The 15,839-nt window shown below is 69.0% G+C and carries 14 protein-coding genes and 1 riboswitch; of the genes, 5 read left to right on the forward strand and 9 right to left on the reverse strand.

What is annotated here, in order from left to right; genetic code table 11:
* The first annotated feature begins 15 nt into the window (after positions 1-15).
* Positions 16-1,263, forward strand: a complete 1,248-nt coding sequence (locus tag QQM39_RS12245; protein ID WP_301996716.1) for an esterase family protein — start codon at positions 16-18, stop codon at positions 1,261-1,263.
* Here the strand turns inward: QQM39_RS12245 and QQM39_RS12250 are convergent.
* The 9 genes from QQM39_RS12250 to QQM39_RS12290 form a co-directional block, all read right to left on the reverse strand.
* Positions 1,172-1,828, reverse strand: a complete 657-nt coding sequence (locus tag QQM39_RS12250) for a trimeric intracellular cation channel family protein (protein ID WP_302003559.1) — start codon at positions 1,826-1,828, stop codon at positions 1,172-1,174. The genes QQM39_RS12245 and QQM39_RS12250 overlap by 92 nt on opposite strands.
* Positions 1,829-1,891: 63 nt before the next feature.
* Positions 1,892-2,995 (reverse strand): ABC transporter ATP-binding protein, encoded by a 1,104-nt coding sequence (locus QQM39_RS12255; RefSeq protein ID WP_302003560.1) that lies wholly within the window; start codon positions 2,993-2,995, stop codon positions 1,892-1,894.
* Between the two features lie 86 nt (positions 2,996-3,081).
* Positions 3,082-4,173 carry an ABC transporter ATP-binding protein gene (locus QQM39_RS12260; protein ID WP_301996717.1) on the reverse strand — a complete coding sequence of 364 codons (1,092 nt, stop codon included), beginning with the start codon at positions 4,171-4,173 and terminating at the stop codon, positions 3,082-3,084.
* Complete coding sequence (locus tag QQM39_RS12265; protein ID WP_301996718.1) at positions 4,170-5,177, reverse strand: ABC transporter permease; 1,008 nt, start codon at positions 5,175-5,177, stop codon at positions 4,170-4,172. The genes QQM39_RS12260 and QQM39_RS12265 overlap by 4 nt, the downstream gene beginning before the upstream one ends.
* Before the next feature lie 69 nt (positions 5,178-5,246).
* Positions 5,247-7,016: an ABC transporter substrate-binding protein gene (locus QQM39_RS12270; protein ID WP_301996719.1), complete on the reverse strand. Its 1,770-nt coding sequence runs from the start codon at positions 7,014-7,016 to the stop codon at positions 5,247-5,249.
* A 37-nt stretch (positions 7,017-7,053) separates the two neighbouring features.
* Entirely contained in the window at positions 7,054-8,052 is a 999-nt protein-coding gene (locus QQM39_RS12275; protein WP_301996720.1) for an ABC transporter permease, read from the reverse strand.
* 362 nt (positions 8,053-8,414) lie between these two features.
* Positions 8,415-9,215, reverse strand: coding sequence for an enhanced serine sensitivity protein SseB C-terminal domain-containing protein (locus QQM39_RS12280; protein ID WP_301996721.1), 801 nt, complete (start codon positions 9,213-9,215; stop codon positions 8,415-8,417).
* A gap of 174 nt (positions 9,216-9,389) precedes the next feature.
* Positions 9,390-10,193, reverse strand: a complete 804-nt coding sequence (locus QQM39_RS12285; RefSeq protein ID WP_301996722.1) for an enhanced serine sensitivity protein SseB — start codon at positions 10,191-10,193, stop codon at positions 9,390-9,392.
* A gap of 81 nt (positions 10,194-10,274) precedes the next feature.
* The gene (locus tag QQM39_RS12290) at positions 10,275-10,949 is read right to left on the reverse strand and encodes an AAA family ATPase (RefSeq protein WP_301996723.1); all 675 of its coding nucleotides are present in this window, start codon (positions 10,947-10,949) and stop codon (positions 10,275-10,277) included.
* Between the two features lie 169 nt (positions 10,950-11,118).
* Positions 11,119-11,217, forward strand: a riboswitch (glycine riboswitch).
* A gap of 164 nt (positions 11,218-11,381) precedes the next feature.
* Here QQM39_RS12290 and gcvT point away from each other — a divergent pair.
* From gcvT to QQM39_RS12310, 4 genes are all read left to right on the forward strand, one after another.
* Positions 11,382-12,503, forward strand: a complete 1,122-nt coding sequence (gene gcvT / locus QQM39_RS12295) for a glycine cleavage system aminomethyltransferase GcvT (RefSeq protein WP_301996724.1) — start codon at positions 11,382-11,384, stop codon at positions 12,501-12,503.
* 165 nt (positions 12,504-12,668) lie between these two features.
* The gene (gcvH, locus tag QQM39_RS12300; RefSeq protein WP_301996725.1) at positions 12,669-13,046 is read left to right on the forward strand and encodes a glycine cleavage system protein GcvH; all 378 of its coding nucleotides are present in this window, start codon (positions 12,669-12,671) and stop codon (positions 13,044-13,046) included.
* A gap of 15 nt (positions 13,047-13,061) precedes the next feature.
* The gene (glyA, locus tag QQM39_RS12305; RefSeq protein ID WP_301996726.1) at positions 13,062-14,333 is read left to right on the forward strand and encodes a serine hydroxymethyltransferase; all 1,272 of its coding nucleotides are present in this window, start codon (positions 13,062-13,064) and stop codon (positions 14,331-14,333) included.
* Between the two features lie 85 nt (positions 14,334-14,418).
* A complete protein-coding gene (locus QQM39_RS12310) occupies positions 14,419-15,786 on the forward strand; it encodes an L-serine ammonia-lyase (protein ID WP_301996727.1) in 1,368 nt (455 codons plus the stop codon).
* The last annotated feature ends 53 nt before the right edge of the window (positions 15,787-15,839 follow it).

The raw sequence follows: 15,839 nt of genomic DNA on the forward strand, positions 1-15,839 counted from the left end.
CCCCTCTATGAGGACATGAGTCTCACCGGGACCCCGTTCCTCTACACGCTCATCGCGCTGTGCGTCGTCGCCGTCGCGCTGCCGCTGATCCTCTGGTCACGGGTGCGCGGACCCAAGGTCCTGCGGGCCGGCGCCCGGATGCTCATGCTGCTGTTCGCGCAGGGCACGGCGGTCGCCCTGGTCTTCACGCTGGTCAACAACTCCAACCAGCTGTACGACAACTGGGGAGACCTGCTCGGCACCAGCGACCATGTGCACGAGGCCGCCGACCTCGGGGCGAGCGGCACCGGCGGGATCGCCCTGGAGAAGCTGCCCAAGGTCCGGCAGGCCTTCAAGCCGGGCAAGGGACCCGGCATGCGCGCGGAGGGCGGGGTGCTGGTCACCCAACTCAAGGGCCGGGTGTCCGGAGTGCACGCCGAGGTCAACGTCTGGCTGCCGCCGCAGTACCGCGACCCCGCCTACCGCAACCACAGGTTCCCGGTCGTCGAGGTGCTGCCGGGCTATCCCGGCTCGTCGAAGGCCTGGTACGGCACGATGGACGCGCCCCAGCAGCTGGCACCGCTGATGCGCAGCGGGCAGGTCGAGCCGTTCATCATCGTGTCGCCGCGCACCACGCTGCTGCCGGGCAAGGACACCGGCTGCGCGAACGTCCCGGGCAAGGTGAACGCCGACAGCTGGCTCAGCATCGACGTGCCGAAGATGGTCATGGACAACTTCCGGGCCCAGGCCGCGCCGGACGGCTGGGCGGTCGCCGGGTACTCGGCGGGCGCGCACTGCGCGGCGAAGCTGGCCCTCGCCCACCCCGACCGCTACCGGGCCGCGGTCAGCATGTCCGGCTACAACGACCCCGCCGCCGTACCTCAGTCGCTGGCCGGCAAGTCCCCGGCCCTGCGGGCCGCGAACAACCCGTACATGCTCCTGAAGGCGTCCCGTGTGCCGCCGCGCGTGGCGCTCTATCTGTCCGGTCAGCCGAAGGACGGGTACGAGGCGGCCCTGGCCCTCCAGCGAGTCGCGAAGGCGCCCACGACCGTGGACGTGGTGTTCATCCCGAGGAGCGCGGGCGGCCACACCATGGCGCTGTGGAAGCCGCAGGTGGTCCCGGCGTTCCGCTGGCTGACCGAGGTGATGGGCACGCAGCCGCAGGTCCGTACGGCGCCGGGCTCCGGTGGGACTACTCCTCTCGCACCGTCGACCTCCGGTTCCAGGCACGCGGAGCTCGCCAGTGGAACCGCATCGCCAGCAGCCGCAGCACGAACGCCGTGACGACCGCGAGGGCACTGGTGAACGGGTTCAGGGCGTCGTAGTGGAGGCACAGGACGACCATCGTGGAGCCGACGATCGCCGGGACCGCGTACAGGTCACGATCCCAACGCAGCAATGACGGCACCTCGTTGGCCAGGACGTCCCGCAGCACACCGCCGCCCACGGCGGTCGCCATGCCCAGGCAGGCGGACGCGGTGAGGTTGAGGCCGTAGTCGTACGCCTTCGTCGTCCCGGCGACGCAGAACAGGCCGAGGCCCGCCGCGTCGAAGACGTTCACGCCGCTCTGGATGCGCTCCACGTGCGGGTGGAGGAAGAAGACGAGCAGCGCGGCGAGCAGCGGGGTGAGGAAGTACCCCAGGTCCGTGAAGGCGGCCGGGGGTACGGCGCCGATGATCAGGTCCCGGAACAGCCCGCCGCCCAGGGCGGTGACCTCGGCGAGGACGGCGATGCCGAAGACGTCGAAGTTCTTGCGGACGGCCAGCAGGGCACCGGAGATGGCGAAGACGAAGATGCCGATCAGGTCGAGCGTGTGCTGGACGGACGGGCTGAACAATTGCTGGAGCACTCGCACATTCTTGCGCAACCAAAGGCCCCCACCTTGCAAAGCAAGGCGGGGGCCTGAGTGCGGTTACTTGCTTTCGTCCTTGGAGGGCTCGGTGGAGGGCTCGATGGACGGCTCGGTGGACACCTCGTCCGGCACCAGCGTCGCGGCCTCCTTGGCCACGGACAGCAGCACCGTGTCCTGCGGCTGCTGGTCCTCGAAGTTCTCCGGGTGGTGGCACGCCACCCGCTGGCCGGGCCTGAGCTCCGCCAGCGGCGGTTCCGTCGTCCGGCAGATCTCCGTCGCCTTCCAGCACCGCGTGTGGAAGCGGCAGCCGCTGGGCGGGGAGATCGGGGAGGGGACGTCGCCGCGGAGCAGGATGCGTTCGCTCTTGGCGCCACGGCGCTTGGGGTCCGGCACCGGCACGGCCGACATCAGGGCCTTGGTGTACGGGTGCATCGGCGCCTCGTACAGCGAGGTGCGGTCGGCGAGTTCGACGATCTTGCCGAGGTACATCACCGCGATACGGTCCGAGACATGCCGTACGACGGAGAGGTCGTGCGCGATGATCACGTACGTGAGGCCGAGCTCCTTCTGGAGGTCGTCCATCAGGTTCACGACCTGCGCCTGGATCGACACGTCCAGCGCGGAGACCGGCTCGTCGGCCACCACCAGCTTGGGCTTCAGGGCGAGCGCCCGCGCGATGCCGATGCGCTGGCGCTGGCCGCCGGAGAACTCGTGCGGGTAGCGGTTGTAGTGCTCGGGGCTCAGGCCGACCAGTTCCAGGAGGCGCTGCACCTCCTTCTTCACCCCGCCCTCGGGCTCGACGCCCTGGAGGCGGAACGGCGCCGAGACGATGCCGCCGATGGTGTGCCGCGGGTTCAGGGAGCCGTACGGATCCTGGAAGATCATCTGGATGTCCCGCCGCAGCGGACGCATCCCGGCCGTGCTCAGCCGCGTGATGTCCTGGCCCTCGAAGTGGATCGAGCCGCCGGTCGGGTCCTGGAGGCGGGTGATGACCCGGCCCATGGTCGACTTGCCGCAGCCCGACTCGCCGACCACGCCGAGCGTCTCGCCCTTGCGCACCTCGAAGTCGATGCCGTCGACGGCCTTGACCGCGCCGACCTGACGCTGGAGCACGCCCTTGCGGATCGGGAAGTGCTTCTGCAGGCCCTCGACCTTGAGGAGCACCTCGCGCTCGTCGGAAGCGGCGCCGGTTTTCGCCTCGCCGGATTTCGACTCGTCGGTTTTCGCCTCGTCCGTCTTCTTCGTCTCACTCACAGCTTCGGCGCAATCTCTTCGGTCCAGATCCGCGTACGGTCCTCCTGCGAGAGGTGGCACGCGGAGAAGTGCCCGCCGCCGACCTGCTGGAGCTCCGGGCGCACGGTACGGGTGACATCGCCCTTGGGGACGTCCGCGTACGGGCAGCGGGGGTGGAAGGCGCAGCCCGAGGGGACGTTGATGAGGCTCGGCGGCTGGCCCTTGACAGGGATGAGCCGGTCGGAGGTCTCACGGTCGATGCGCGGCATCGAGCCGAGCAGGCCCCAGGTGTACGGGTGCTGCGGCCGCTCGAAGACGTCGTCGACCGAACCGCGCTCCACGCACCGGCCGCCGTACATCACCAGGACGTCGTCGGCGATCTCGGCGACCACACCGAGGTCGTGGGTGATGAGGACGACCGCGGAGCCGAACTCCTTCTGCAGGTCCCGGATGAGGTCGAGGATCTGCGCCTGGACGGTGACGTCGAGGGCGGTGGTCGGCTCGTCCGCGATGAGCAGTTCGGGGTTGTTGACGAGCGCCATGGCGATCATCGCGCGCTGGCGCATACCGCCGGAGAACTCGTGCGGGTAGTTGTCGACCCGCTTGTCCGGCTCGGGGATGCCGACCCGGTCGAGCATCTCGATCGCCCGCTTGCGCGCGGTCTTCTTGTTGACGTCGTGGTGGACCCGGTACGCCTCCACGATCTGGTTGCCGATCGTGTAGTACGGGTGCATCGCGGACAGCGGATCCTGGAAGATCATCGCCATCTCGCGGCCCCGCAGCCGGCGCACCTCGTCCGGGGCGGCGGAGACCAGCTCCTTGCCGCCGAGCCAGATCTCGCCGGACATCCGCACGTTCTTGCCGCGCGCGCCGAGGCGGTGCAGGCCCATGATCGCCAGCGAGGTGACGGACTTGCCCGAGCCGGACTCACCGACGATGCAGAGGGTCTTGCCCTTCTCCACCTGGAAGCTGAGCCCGTCGACGGACTTGACCAGGCCGTCGTCGGTCGGGAAGTGCACCTTGAGGTCACGGACCGCGAGGAAGGCGTCGGGCGCGTTCGCGGGCGAGGGCTCGCCCACTGCGGCACCGGTCTTGGACAGTTCGGTCACGAGAGCCTCACGCGCGGGTCGGCGGCGGCGTACAGCAGGTCCACCAGGAGATTTGCGATCACGACGAAGAAGGCGGCGAGCAGGGTGACGCCGAGGATCGGGGGCAGGTCGTTGTCGGTGATGCCCTGCACCGCGTACTGGCCGATGCCGGGCAGCGAGAAGACGCTCTCGGTGATCACGGCACCGCCGAGCAGCAGCCCCAGGTCCATGCCGAAGACGGTGATGATCGGGGTCAGCGCGGCCCGCAGCCCGTGCCGGGCCACGACCTTGCGCTCGCGCAGGCCCTTGGCGCGGGCCGTGCGGATGAAGTCCTCGTTCATCGTCTCCAGCATGCCCGAGCGGGTCAGCCGCGCGTAAATGGCGGAGTACAGGAGCGCCAGCGAACACCAAGCAGGAATGAGCGTGTTGGCCCACTGGGCCGGATTCTCGGTGAACGGCACATAGGTGCGTCCGAAGATCGGCCACTGGAAGGTGAAGAGGAACAGCGCGAGCTGGCCCGTGAAGAACATGGGCAGTGAGACACCGGCGAGCGCGACGCCCATGAAGGTGCGGTCGAAGAAGCTGCCGGGCTTGAGCGCGGAGATCACGCCGATCACGACGCCGGACACCAGCCACATCACGGCGGCGCCGAGGGCCAGCGAGAGGGTCACCGGAATGCGCGAGGTGAGCTGCGGCCAGACCTCGACGTGGTTCTTGAAGGAGTAGCCGAAGCACGGCGCGTTGCAGTGCGTCGTGGTGGGGCCCAGGTCGTAGGTGGCGCCGGCCACGATCCCCTTGATGAAGTGCCAGTACTGGATGTACAGGGGCTGGTCCAGACCGAGGTTCTGCTTGACCGCGGCGATGTCGGCCTTCGTCGGGCTCTTTCCGATGTACTGCTGCGCGAGCTGGTCGGCGGTCTGGCCGGCGAGCCGTGGCAGCAGGAAGAAGATCGCGAAGGTGACCGCGGTGACGACCAGCAGCAGGATCACTGCCGCGACCGTCCGACGGAGGATGTACGAGATCACGGGGACCGGCGCTGGTGCCCGCGGGCTGCGAAGCCCGCGGGCACCAAAGCCTTCACCTGCCTTCCGGGGCTACTTCTTGGTCGTGCCGATGTTGAGGTAGTCGTACTGACCGCTGAAGGCCGCCGTGGACACCAGGTTGGTGAAGTTGGCCGGGCGGTACAGCAGGACCTTGAAGTAGGTCAGCGGGACGAGCGCGGCCTGGTCCATCGCACGCTTGTCGATCTGCGCGTACAGGCTGTTGCGCTCGGTCTCGTCCTCGGTGGCGATGGCCTTTTCCAGCATCTCGTTGATCTGCTTGTCGTTGATGTACGAGAGGTTGGTGTTGCCGGACGCGCCGATCGCGTCACCGTGCAGGATCTGCTGCAGGAAGCCGTAGCCGGACGGCCAGTCGGCACCCCACTGCATCATGTGCAGACCGATGTTCTGCTTCTTGTCGAACGACGGCACACCCGCGTAGTCGGTGAAGTACTTGCCCGACGGGAACTGCTTCAGGCTGGCGTTGATACCGACCTTCTTCAGCGAGTCGATGATCGCGGTGGCCGCGTCGACCTCCTGCGGACGGTCGCTGCGCGCCGAGATGTTGGTGGTGATGCTCGTCTTGCCGCAGGCCTGCAGCTGCTCCTTGGCCTTGGCGACGTCGCCCTTGTTGCCCTTGGTGGCGTAGACGTCCTGCTTCTGGTAGCCGGGGATGTCCGGCGGCAGAACGGTGGTGGCGACGTCACCGCGGATCGGGCCACCCTCGGCGGTCTGCACGGAGACCTTGTTGATGGCGTACTGGACGGCCTTGCGGCACTCGACCTTGTCGAACGGTGCGACCTGGTTGTTGATCGCCAGGTAGACCAGGCGGCCACCGTAGGTGTTGTCCGTGTTGGCCTTCAGGGAGGCGTCGTTGACGACCTTGGCCTGGGTCGCGGCCTGGACACCCGTACCGGCGAGGTCGATCGCGTCACCGGCCTGGACGTCCTGGTCGATGGTCTCCGGGTTGACCTTCAGCTTGACGACGATCTTGTCCGGGTACTGCTTGCGCAGCGGGTCCGTCTTCGGGTCCCAGTTCTCGTTGCGGACGAGGACGGCCTGCTTGCCCTCGTCGTAGCTCTGGAACTTGTAGGAGCCCGAGGACACGATGCTCTTGACGTAGTCGATGCCCTTGTCCTTGGCCTGGGGCACCGGAGCCGTCTGCGGCGTCGCGACCAGGTAGTCGAACTCCTGGAAGGCGCGGTTGAGATGGAAGACGATCGTGGTGTCGTCCGGCGTCTCGATGGACGACAGGCCCTTGGCGCTCTTGTCCTTGTAGGGGCCCTTGTACTTGTCGCCGTCCGCCATGAACTGCTGGAAGTAGTTCGGGCCGAGGGAGAGCACGTCACGCGCGAAGTTGGAGCGCTCGACGGCGTACTTGACGTCCTTCGAGGTGATCGGCGTGCCGTCCTGGTACTTCAGGCCCGAACGCAGCTTGTACGTCCAGGTCTTGCCGCCGTCGCTGGGCTCACCGGGGCTCGCCGCGAGGTCCGGGACCAGCTCGTTGCCGGCCTCGCCCGCGGCGGGCTTGAACGTCATCAGCGGGCGGGCGTAGAGCCGGCTGAGGTTGTACATGTACGCGTAGTACGTGTTGCCGGGGTCGAAGGAGTCCGGGACGTCGGAGAGCTCGTAGGTGACCGTCCCGCCCTTCTGGGTGGAGGCGTTGACGACACCCTTGGTCGCTGCGTTGGCCCCAGCCGACTTGTTTCCGTTCTCACTGCCGTCATCGGCCTTGCTGCATGCCGAGAGCAGCAGGCTCGCACTGCCGATAGCCGCAACCGCGGCCAGCGTTGACCTTCGCATGATGGTCCGCTTCCCCTCCATTGTTGGAAACCTGTTGGACTCGCACCGCGGCCGCGGGTCAGCGGCTGCGCGGGTCGAGAGCGTCACGGAGACCGTCGCCGAGCAGGTTGAATGCCAGGACGGTCACGAAGATGGCCAGACCGGGCACGATCATGAACTGCGGGTCGACCTGGTAGTAGTCGACCGCTTGGTTGATCATGCCGCCCCAGGACGCCTGCGGGGGCTGGATGCCGACGCCGAGGAAGCTCAGGGACGCCTCGAAGAGGATGTTGGTCGGGATGAGCAGCGTCGAGTAGACGATGATCGGGCCGACGAGGTTCGGCAGCAGCTCCCGGAAGAGGATGTAGGGCCCCTTGGCCCCCATCCCCCGCGAGGCGTCGACGAACTCCCGCTCGCGCAGGGCCAGCGTCTGGCCGCGCACGATACGGCCCAGGTAGGGCCAGTTGAAGAAGCCGATGACGAAGATCAGCACGGTGATGTGCAGCGGCAGGCCCTCCAGCCCGAAGGCACCGCCCTGCAGGGTGGCCGAGATGGCGATGGCGAACAGCAGCAGAGGGAAGGCCAGGAAGGTGTCCATCATCCGGCTGATGATCGTGTCGACCCGGCCGCCGTAGTAGCCGGCCACTACACCGAGGACCGCGCCGATCGTGTTGGACAGGATCGTGGCGCCGAAGGCGACGACCAGCGAGACCCAGGAGCCCTCGAGGATGCGGGTGGCGATGTCGCGGCCGAACTTCGGCTCGACACCGAGCGGGTGCTCCCAGCTCATGCCACCGAAGTCGCCCTTGGGCAGCGAGGTGTTGGGGTCGATCAGGTCCTGGTTCAGGGCGTTCGGGTCCAGTCCGAAGAGGGCCTGGATGGGTCGGGAGAGCACCGCCAGCAGGATCAGCAGGATGACGATGACGCCTCCGGCGACCGCCACCTTGTCCTTCTTGAAACGGGTCCAGGCGATCTGCCCGAGAGACCGGCCCTCGATCTGCTTGGACTCGACACCCTTCAGCACGGCCTCGGGCTGGGCCTCGGCCTGCGATCCGGTGGTCTCGATCGGTGCCGTCACGGTGAGTCTGACCCCTCTCGGCCGACGGTTGTCGGCCCCCCTGGCTGCCGCTGTAGCGGTTGCTTCCACTCGTACACAGGACCGACCGGCCCGTGTCTAGCGGGGAGTCTTCAACGCTTTGGCGATCTGTTGCCAGAGTTGGCGGGGAAAGGATGCGCAACCGTGATGCTGTCTGGTGGGTTCCGTTATTCGAACAGCGGGTAACGACGGCCGGACGGGACCCAGTTGGGGCGTATGAGGATGGACCGGGATCTTCCGATCGTATCTACGCGCGGAGATCTACCTGCGAAACCGAAGTCGGAAGCCGCTTACGGCTACGACAGCCGGGCTGCGGACTGAACAGTAGGTTAGCCGCCGGATGATCAGTAACGGCCCTGTGCCGGTGGGTAGCCGTAGCCGGCGGCCGGCGCCTGCGCGGGGGCGGGGGCGTGTGCCTCGCGGTCGTAGAAGGGGCGGGCGCTCGCCCGCATCCACATGGCGACCGGGTCGTACTCGTCCGACATCGCCACGGTCGACACCGGCAGCCCGTCCGGACACGCGCCGATCGACTGCGACATCATCGAGCGCACCGAGTCCACGGCGGGCGGGCTGGTGTCGTACACGTCGAGCCCGATGGCGAGATACGGCGCGCCGAGCGCCGGCTGCACCCAGGCGCGGCGCAGAGAGCGGACGGCCGGGGTGCGGTGGGCGTTCTGCGCGAGCAGGGCGTAGAACTGCGGGATCTCGATACCGGGCTCGGACAGGCGCAGGGGGCCCGCGGGCTGGCGGTCCAGGCCGGTGGCGATGCGGCGCAGGTCGAGCCACGGGATGCCGACGCCGCCGCCCGGGGCGTGCGGGTTCAGCCAGAGACCGTAGTGGTCCGGGTAGAGGGTGCGGGCCACGTCGACTCCGTCGACGACCTCGTACGAGCGGTTCCAGCCGCTGGCCGACAGCTCCTGTGCGGAGGTGACGCACGGGGCGTAGCCGTGGCCGTCGACCTCCATGTTTCCGTACTGGGCGTCCGGGGAGCCGGCCTGGCCGTGCCACAGCAGCATCCAGACCTGGCCGGTGGACGGGGTCGCGAGCGCGCGCAGGAGGGCCTCGTAGGCGTCGTAGCGCCCGGGCGTCACCTGGCGCAGCATGTGCTCGACCTGTCCGGTCGAGGTGGTGCCGCTCGCGCTCACCTTTTACCGCCCCTTCGGGAAACAGCCGTTTTCGCAACCAGCTTAAGCGTTGAGAACTCGGGACTTGATGTGGTCTGCGGGCTGCGGGTCGCGTGTGGCTTGTCGCGCCCACGCGGCGGAGCCGCACGTCGATACAGCCCCGCGCCCCTCAAGGGGTGCTGGCCCCGAGGGACGTTACGAGTTCCGCTGGTAGAAGGGCCGTACCTTTGCGCGCATCCACTCGATCACCGGGTCCTGGGCCACGTCCAACAGGACCAGGTTGACCGGCCACTGGGCCGGGGCCCGGCCCAGGGCTCGGGCGAGGGCGTCCATGGGGGCGGCGCGCAGGTCGCCCTCCCAGTGGGAGAGTTCCACGCCTATGAACATCACCGGGTCGGCCGTCTCGATCGCCGCGAGGCAGCGGCGGGCCGTCACGACCACGCCGGTTTCGGCGAACTCGGCCGACGCCGCCGCGAGGAAGTCGATCGGGTCGTCCTGCCAGTCGGGCTCGTAGAGCTTGACGCGGCCGCCGGAGTTGAGGCCGTCCAGCGGAGTGCGGCCCACCCGGCACAGGTCGGCCACCGCCGCCGGGGGCAGCGGAACGCCGACCACGCCGTCCGGATTCAGGGCGATGCCCACCTGCGGGGGCAGACCGCGGGCGAACTCCACGGCGGGGGCGACGGTGTACGACATGTGGGAGCCGGCGACCTGGCGGAACTGTTCCTCGGAGCTGAAGACGGGGACGTACGCCTGGCCCCCGATCTCCACCGTGGGCAGGTCCAGCGGGCCGCTGTGCGGGCCGCCGCCGCCCGGCAGGGGCACCCAGACGAAGCTGCGGCCCAGCACCTCGATGATCCGGCCGCCCGCCGAGGGCACGCCGAGGGAGGCCGAGAGCACCTCCTCCAGTTCGTTGCCGGGCCACCCGCCGTGTGGCTGGGGGTGTGCCGGTGCCGGGAAGTCCGCGGGGAGGTCCGCCGGGAGATCCGCTGGGAAGTCCATCTGCTCTCAACCGCCTGCTGTGAACCGCTGCTGTGGCTCAAAAGGCTAGCGGGTGACCACTCCCTGCAGGTCTACGGCCGCTCAGGCCGTGAAGTCGATCCGGCGCAGGACGTCCGCCGCCTCCCGGTCGATCAGCACCGCCGAGGCGCAGCCCTGGGGCAGGTGGCCCTTCTCCACCGAGTGCAGCAGGTGGGCGGCCGCTCTGCGGTGGCGCAGGAAGGCATAGCGGGAGACGCCCCGGCCGCGTTCGCGCTGGCCCTCCAGGGCGGTGCCCGGGGGGACGTCGAGCAGCAGCAGGTGCAGGGTGCCGCCGCGGCGGCGGGCCTCGCGGGCCAGCCAGCCGCGCACCCAGGCCTGCGTACCGCAGTCGTGCACGACGACGCCCTCGCCGGAGCGCAGGGCTCGGCGCAGTCCGGCGTAGTGCGCCATGCGGACCAGGGGGCGGTAGACGGCGTAGGGGAGGAAGCGGGGCATGCGGGCGGCCCAGCGGTCCCGGGTGTCCTGGGAGTCGACGCGGGTGCCCTTCACGGTCCGGCGCATCAGCGTCGACTTGCCGCTGCCGGGCAGGCCGGTGATCACCACGAGGTCCTCGGGCCCGAAGAGCAGGGCGTGCGGGCTGTGGCCGGAACGCTCGCGCAGGTCGCGGACCACGGGTGCGAGGTGCGTACCGCGGGCTTCGGCGGCCGGGGCCGCGGGCTGCTTGGGCAGCGCGATGCCCGAGGTCGTGGCGTACGCCGTCGTGCGGTTCACCGTCATCGTCCTCCTCCGGGGTCAGGGGTACCCATCCCCACTGAGCGTAAAGAGAAGGTAATAGAGGATCTCTCGGTTTTTGTTCGCTTCCCGCCACAAGCCGGTTACAGACGCGGCCTGCCGCAGAACCGTCCCGGCATGCAATGATGTGCGCGCCAACTGCATACCGGCCGTTTGAATCCGCGCGGGAGAGTCCCTGGCAGTGCATCGCCGGGGCGCCGAAGGAGCAAGTCCCTCCCTTGAATCTCTCAGGCCCCGTTACCGCGCGGGCGAGGCACATCTGAAAAGCGGGCCGCTGCCTCTCTCTTCGAGAGGCGTGGCTCCACCCAAGGTGCAAACCGTGATCGTCCCTGTGGCGGTCGTGGCGAACCTCTCAGGTTCCGATGACAGATGGGGAGGAACGACCTCGCCCGTCATCCCTTGGGAGACAACCGTCCGATGAGCAGTACAGAAGAACTCCGTCACACCGCGCTCGATGCCCTGCATCGCTCGCTCGGCGCGACGATGACCGACTTCGCCGGCTGGGACATGCCCCTGCGCTACGGCTCCGAGCGCGACGAGCACAACGCCGTACGTACCAGGGCCGGCCTGTTCGACCTCTCCCACATGGGCGAGATCACCGTGACGGGGCCCGAGGCGGCTCAGCTGCTGAACTACGCCCTCGTCGGCGACATCGCCTCCGTCGGCGTGGGCCGCGCCCGCTACACCATGATCTGCCGGGCCGACGGCGGCATCCTGGACGACCTGATCGTCTACCGGCTCGCCGAGACCGAGTACATGATCGTCGCCAACGCCTCCAACGCCCAGGTCGTGCTGGACGCGCTGACCGAGCGGGTGACCGGCTTCGACGCCGAGGTGCGCGACGACCGGGACGCCTACGCGCTGATCGCCGTCCAGGGACCGGAGTCCCCCGGCATCCTGAAGTCCCTCACCGACGCCGACCTCGACGGCCTGAAGTACTACGCCGGCCTGCCCGGCACCGTCGCCGGCGTGCCCGCCCTCATCGCGCGCACCGGTTACACCGGCGAGGACGGCTTCGAGCTGTTCGTGAGGCCGGAGCACGCCGTCGAGCTGTGGCAGGCGCTGACCGAGGCGGGCGAGGGCGTCGGCCTGGTCCCGTGCGGGCTCTCCTGCCGGGACACGCTGCGCCTGGAGGCGGGCATGCCGCTGTACGGCCATGAGCTGTCGACCTCCCTCACCCCCTTCGACGCCGGGCTCGGCCGGGTGGTGAAGTTCGAGAAGGAGGGCGACTTCGTGGGGCGTGAGGCGCTGGCCGCGGCAGCCTCCCGTGCCTCGGAGAATCCGCCGCGCGTCCTGGTCGGCCTGGTCGCCGAGGGGCGTCGCGTCCCGCGCGCCGGGTACCCGGTCGTCGCCGGCGGCGCGGTCATCGGCGAGGTCACCTCGGGTGCCCCCTCCCCCACGCTGGGCAAGCCGATCGCCATGGCGTACGTCGACGCGGCGCACTCGGCGCCGGGCACGGCCGGGGTCGGCGTGGACATCCGCGGCAGCCATGAGCCGTACGAGGTCGTGGCGCTGCCGTTCTACAAGCGGCAGAAGTAACGCCGGAAGCACCACACTGGCCGGGAACCGGAAGCACCGGACTGGCCGAGAAGTACAGACCGACAGCGGCCCGTGCGTGACCCTGCGCACATTTCCGCTGCTCACGCACGTTTCCAGCAGTCCCCCATTCCTCACCACTCCCGCGCGTACAGGAGAATTCAGGCCATGAGCAACCCCCAGCAGCTGCGCTACAGCAAGGAGCACGAGTGGCTGTCGAGCGCCGAGGACGGCGTCGCGACGGTCGGCATCACCGAGTTCGCGGCCAACGCGCTCGGCGATGTCGTCTACGCTCAGCTCCCCGAGGTCGGCTCGACCGTGACCGCGGGTGACACCTGCGGCGAGCTGGAGTCGACCAAGTCGGTCTCGGACCTGTACTCCCCGGTCACCGGCGAGATCACCGAGATCAACGAGGACGTGGTGAACGACCCGGCGCTGGTGAACTCCGCCCCCTTCGAGGGCGGCTGGCTGTTCAAGGTACGCGTCACGGAGGAGCCGGCCGACCTGCTCTCCGCCGACGAGTACGACGCCCACACCACCGGCTGAGGAGCCGTATCCCCCATGTCTGACAAGTCGCTTCTGAACACGCCCCTGCACGAGCTGGACCCGGCCATCGCCGCCGCGCTCGACGCCGAGCTGGAGCGCCAGCAGTCCACCCTGGAGATGATCGCCTCCGAGAACTTCGCGCCGGTCGCGGTCATGGAGGCACAGGGCTCGGTCGCCACCAACAAGTACGCCGAGGGCTACCCGGGCCGGCGCTACTACGGCGGCTGCGAGCACGTCGACGTCGCCGAGCAGATCGCCATCGACCGGGTCAAGGAACTGTTCGGCGCCGAGTACGCCAACGTCCAGCCCCACTCCGGCGCCTCCGCCAACCAGGCCGCCCTGTTCGCTCTGGCCCAGCCCGGCGACACCATCCTCGGCCTGGACCTGGCCCACGGCGGCCACCTCACCCACGGGATGCGGCTGAACTTCTCCGGCAAGCAGTTCAAGGTCGTCCCGTACCACGTGGACGACTCCGGCCTGGTGGACATGGCCGAGGTCGAGCGGCTCGCCAAGGAGCACCGGCCGAAGGTGATCATCGCGGGCTGGTCGGCGTACCCGCGGCAGCTGGACTTCGCCGAGTTCCGCCGGATCGCCGACGAGGTCGAGGCGTACCTGTGGGTCGACATGGCGCACTTCGCGGGCCTGGTGGCCGCCGGTCTCCACCCGAACCCGGTCGAGTACGCGGACGTCGTCACCTCCACCACCCACAAGACGCTGGGCGGCCCGCGCGGCGGCATCATCCTCGCGAAGAAGGACTTCGCGAAGAAGCTGAACTCGTCCGTCTTCCCGGGCTTCCAGGGCGGCCCCCTGGAGCACGTGATCGCGGCCAAGGCGGTCTCCTTCAAGGTCGCCGCTAGCGAGGAGTTCAAGGAGCGTCAGCGTCGTACGATCGAGGGCGCGAAGATCCTCGCCGAGCGGCTGACGGCCGACGACGCGCGTGCGGCCGGCGTGAACGTCCTGTCCGGCGGCACCGACGTGCACCTGATCCTGGTCGACCTGCGCGAGTCCGAGCTGGACGGCCAGCAGGCCGAGGACCGCCTGCACGAGGTCGGCATCACGGTCAACCGCAACGCCGTCCCGAACGACCCGCGCCCGCCGATGGTGACGTCGGGCCTGCGCATCGGCACGCCCGCCCTGGCCACCCGTGGCTTCGAGGCCGAGGACTTCACCGAGGTCGCGGACGTGATCGCCGAGACGCTCAAGCCGTCCTACGACGCCGAGTCCCTCAAGGCCCGGGTCAAGGCGCTGGCCGACAAGCACCCGCTGTACCCCGGTCTGAACAAGTAGTCCCTTTTCGTGGGGTGTCCCGCACACTCGTAGGTGAGCGGGACACCCCACCCCCTTGCACCGCCCCCCGTATTGAGGAGTCCCCGTGGCCATCTCGGTCTTCGACCTGTTCTCGATCGGCATCGGCCCGTCCAGCTCCCACACGGTCGGCCCGATGCGCGCGGCACGCATCTTCGCCCGCCGGCTGCGCAACGAGGGCCTGCTGGACTCCGTCGCGTCCGTACGCTGCGAGCTGTACGGCTCCCTGGGCGCGACCGGCCACGGTCACGGCACCCCCAAGGCGGTGCTGCTCGGCCTGGAGGGCGCCTCGCCGCGCACGGTGGACGTGGAGACGGCGGACGAGCGGGTGGAGGCGATCAAGGAAGCGGGCGTGCTGCGTCTGCTCGGCGAGCGCGACATCCCGTTCTCCTTCGACGACGACCTGATCCTGCACCGCCGTAAAGCACTCCCCTACCACGCGAACGGCATGACGATCCGGGCGTACGACGCGTCCGGCGGGGAGCTGCTGTCCAAGACCTACTACTCGGTGGGCGGCGGCTTCGTCGTCGACGAGGAGGCGGTGGGCGCGGACCGCATCAAACTCGACGACACGGTCCTGAAGTACCCCTTCCGCACGGGCGACGAGCTGCTGCGCCTGACGCAGGAGACGGGCCTGTCGATCTCGTCGCTGATGCTGGAGAACGAGCGGGCCTGGCGCACGGAGGAGGAGATCCGCGCGGGTCTGCTGGAGATCTGGCGGGTGATGCGGGAGTGCGTGTCGCGGGGCATGTCGCGGGAGGGCATCCTGCCGGGCGGCCTGAAGGTCCGTCGCCGGGCGGCGAACACGGCCCGCAAGCTGCGCTCCGAGGGCGACCCGAAGGCGCTCGCCATGGAGTGGATCACGCTCTACGCGATGGCCGTGAACGAGGAGAACGCGGCGGGCGGCCGGGTCGTGACCGCTCCGACCAACGGAGCCGCGGGAATCATCCCAGCCGTACTCCACTACTACATCAACTTCGTGCCGGGCGCGGACGATGAAGGCGCGGTCCGCTTCCTGCTGGCCGCCGGCGCCATCGGCATGCTCTTCAAGGAGAACGCGTCCATCTCCGGCGCCGAGGTCGGCTGCCAGGGCGAGGTGGGCTCGGCCTGCTCGATGGCGGCGGGCGCCCTGGCGGAGGTGCTCGGCGGCTCCCCCGAACAGGTCGAGAACGCCGCCGAGATCGGCATGGAACACAACCTCGGCCTCACCTGCGACCCGGTCGGCGGCCTCGTCCAGATCCCCTGCATCGAGCGCAACGGCATGGCCGCGGTGAAGGCGGTCACGGCGGCGCGGATGGCGATGCGCGGGGACGGCTCGCACAAGGTGTCCCTGGACAAGGTCATCAAGACGATGAAGGACACGGGGGCCGACATGTCGGTGAAGTACAAGGAGACGGCTCGGGGTGGGTTGGCGGTGAACATCATCGAGTGCTGAGGGGATGGGCCCTGACCGGCGCGTTCGTGTTTTTCAGCGCTGTCGGGGCCTTT

The sequence above is a fragment of the Streptomyces sp. DT2A-34 genome, from assembly GCF_030499515.1.
GTDB lineage: Bacteria > Actinomycetota > Actinomycetes > Streptomycetales > Streptomycetaceae > Streptomyces.

What these genes read in the sequence shown, in the direction of transcription:
- QQM39_RS12245 (WP_301996716.1), top strand. Translation starts at nt 16, where the DNA reads ATGAGTCTCACCGGGACCCCGTTCCTCTACACGCTCATCGCGCTGTGC.
- QQM39_RS12270 (WP_301996719.1), bottom strand. Translation starts at nt 7,016, where the DNA reads ATGGAGGGGAAGCGGACCATCATGCGAAGGTCAACGCTGGCCGCGGTT.
- QQM39_RS12285 (WP_301996722.1), bottom strand. Translation starts at nt 10,193, where the DNA reads ATGGACTTCCCAGCGGATCTCCCGGCGGACCTCCCCGCGGACTTCCCG.
- QQM39_RS12290 (WP_301996723.1), bottom strand. Translation starts at nt 10,949, where the DNA reads ATGACGGTGAACCGCACGACGGCGTACGCCACGACCTCGGGCATCGCG.
- gcvT (WP_301996724.1), top strand. Translation starts at nt 11,382, where the DNA reads ATGAGCAGTACAGAAGAACTCCGTCACACCGCGCTCGATGCCCTGCAT.
- gcvH (WP_301996725.1), top strand. Translation starts at nt 12,669, where the DNA reads ATGAGCAACCCCCAGCAGCTGCGCTACAGCAAGGAGCACGAGTGGCTG.
- glyA (WP_301996726.1), top strand. Translation starts at nt 13,062, where the DNA reads ATGTCTGACAAGTCGCTTCTGAACACGCCCCTGCACGAGCTGGACCCG.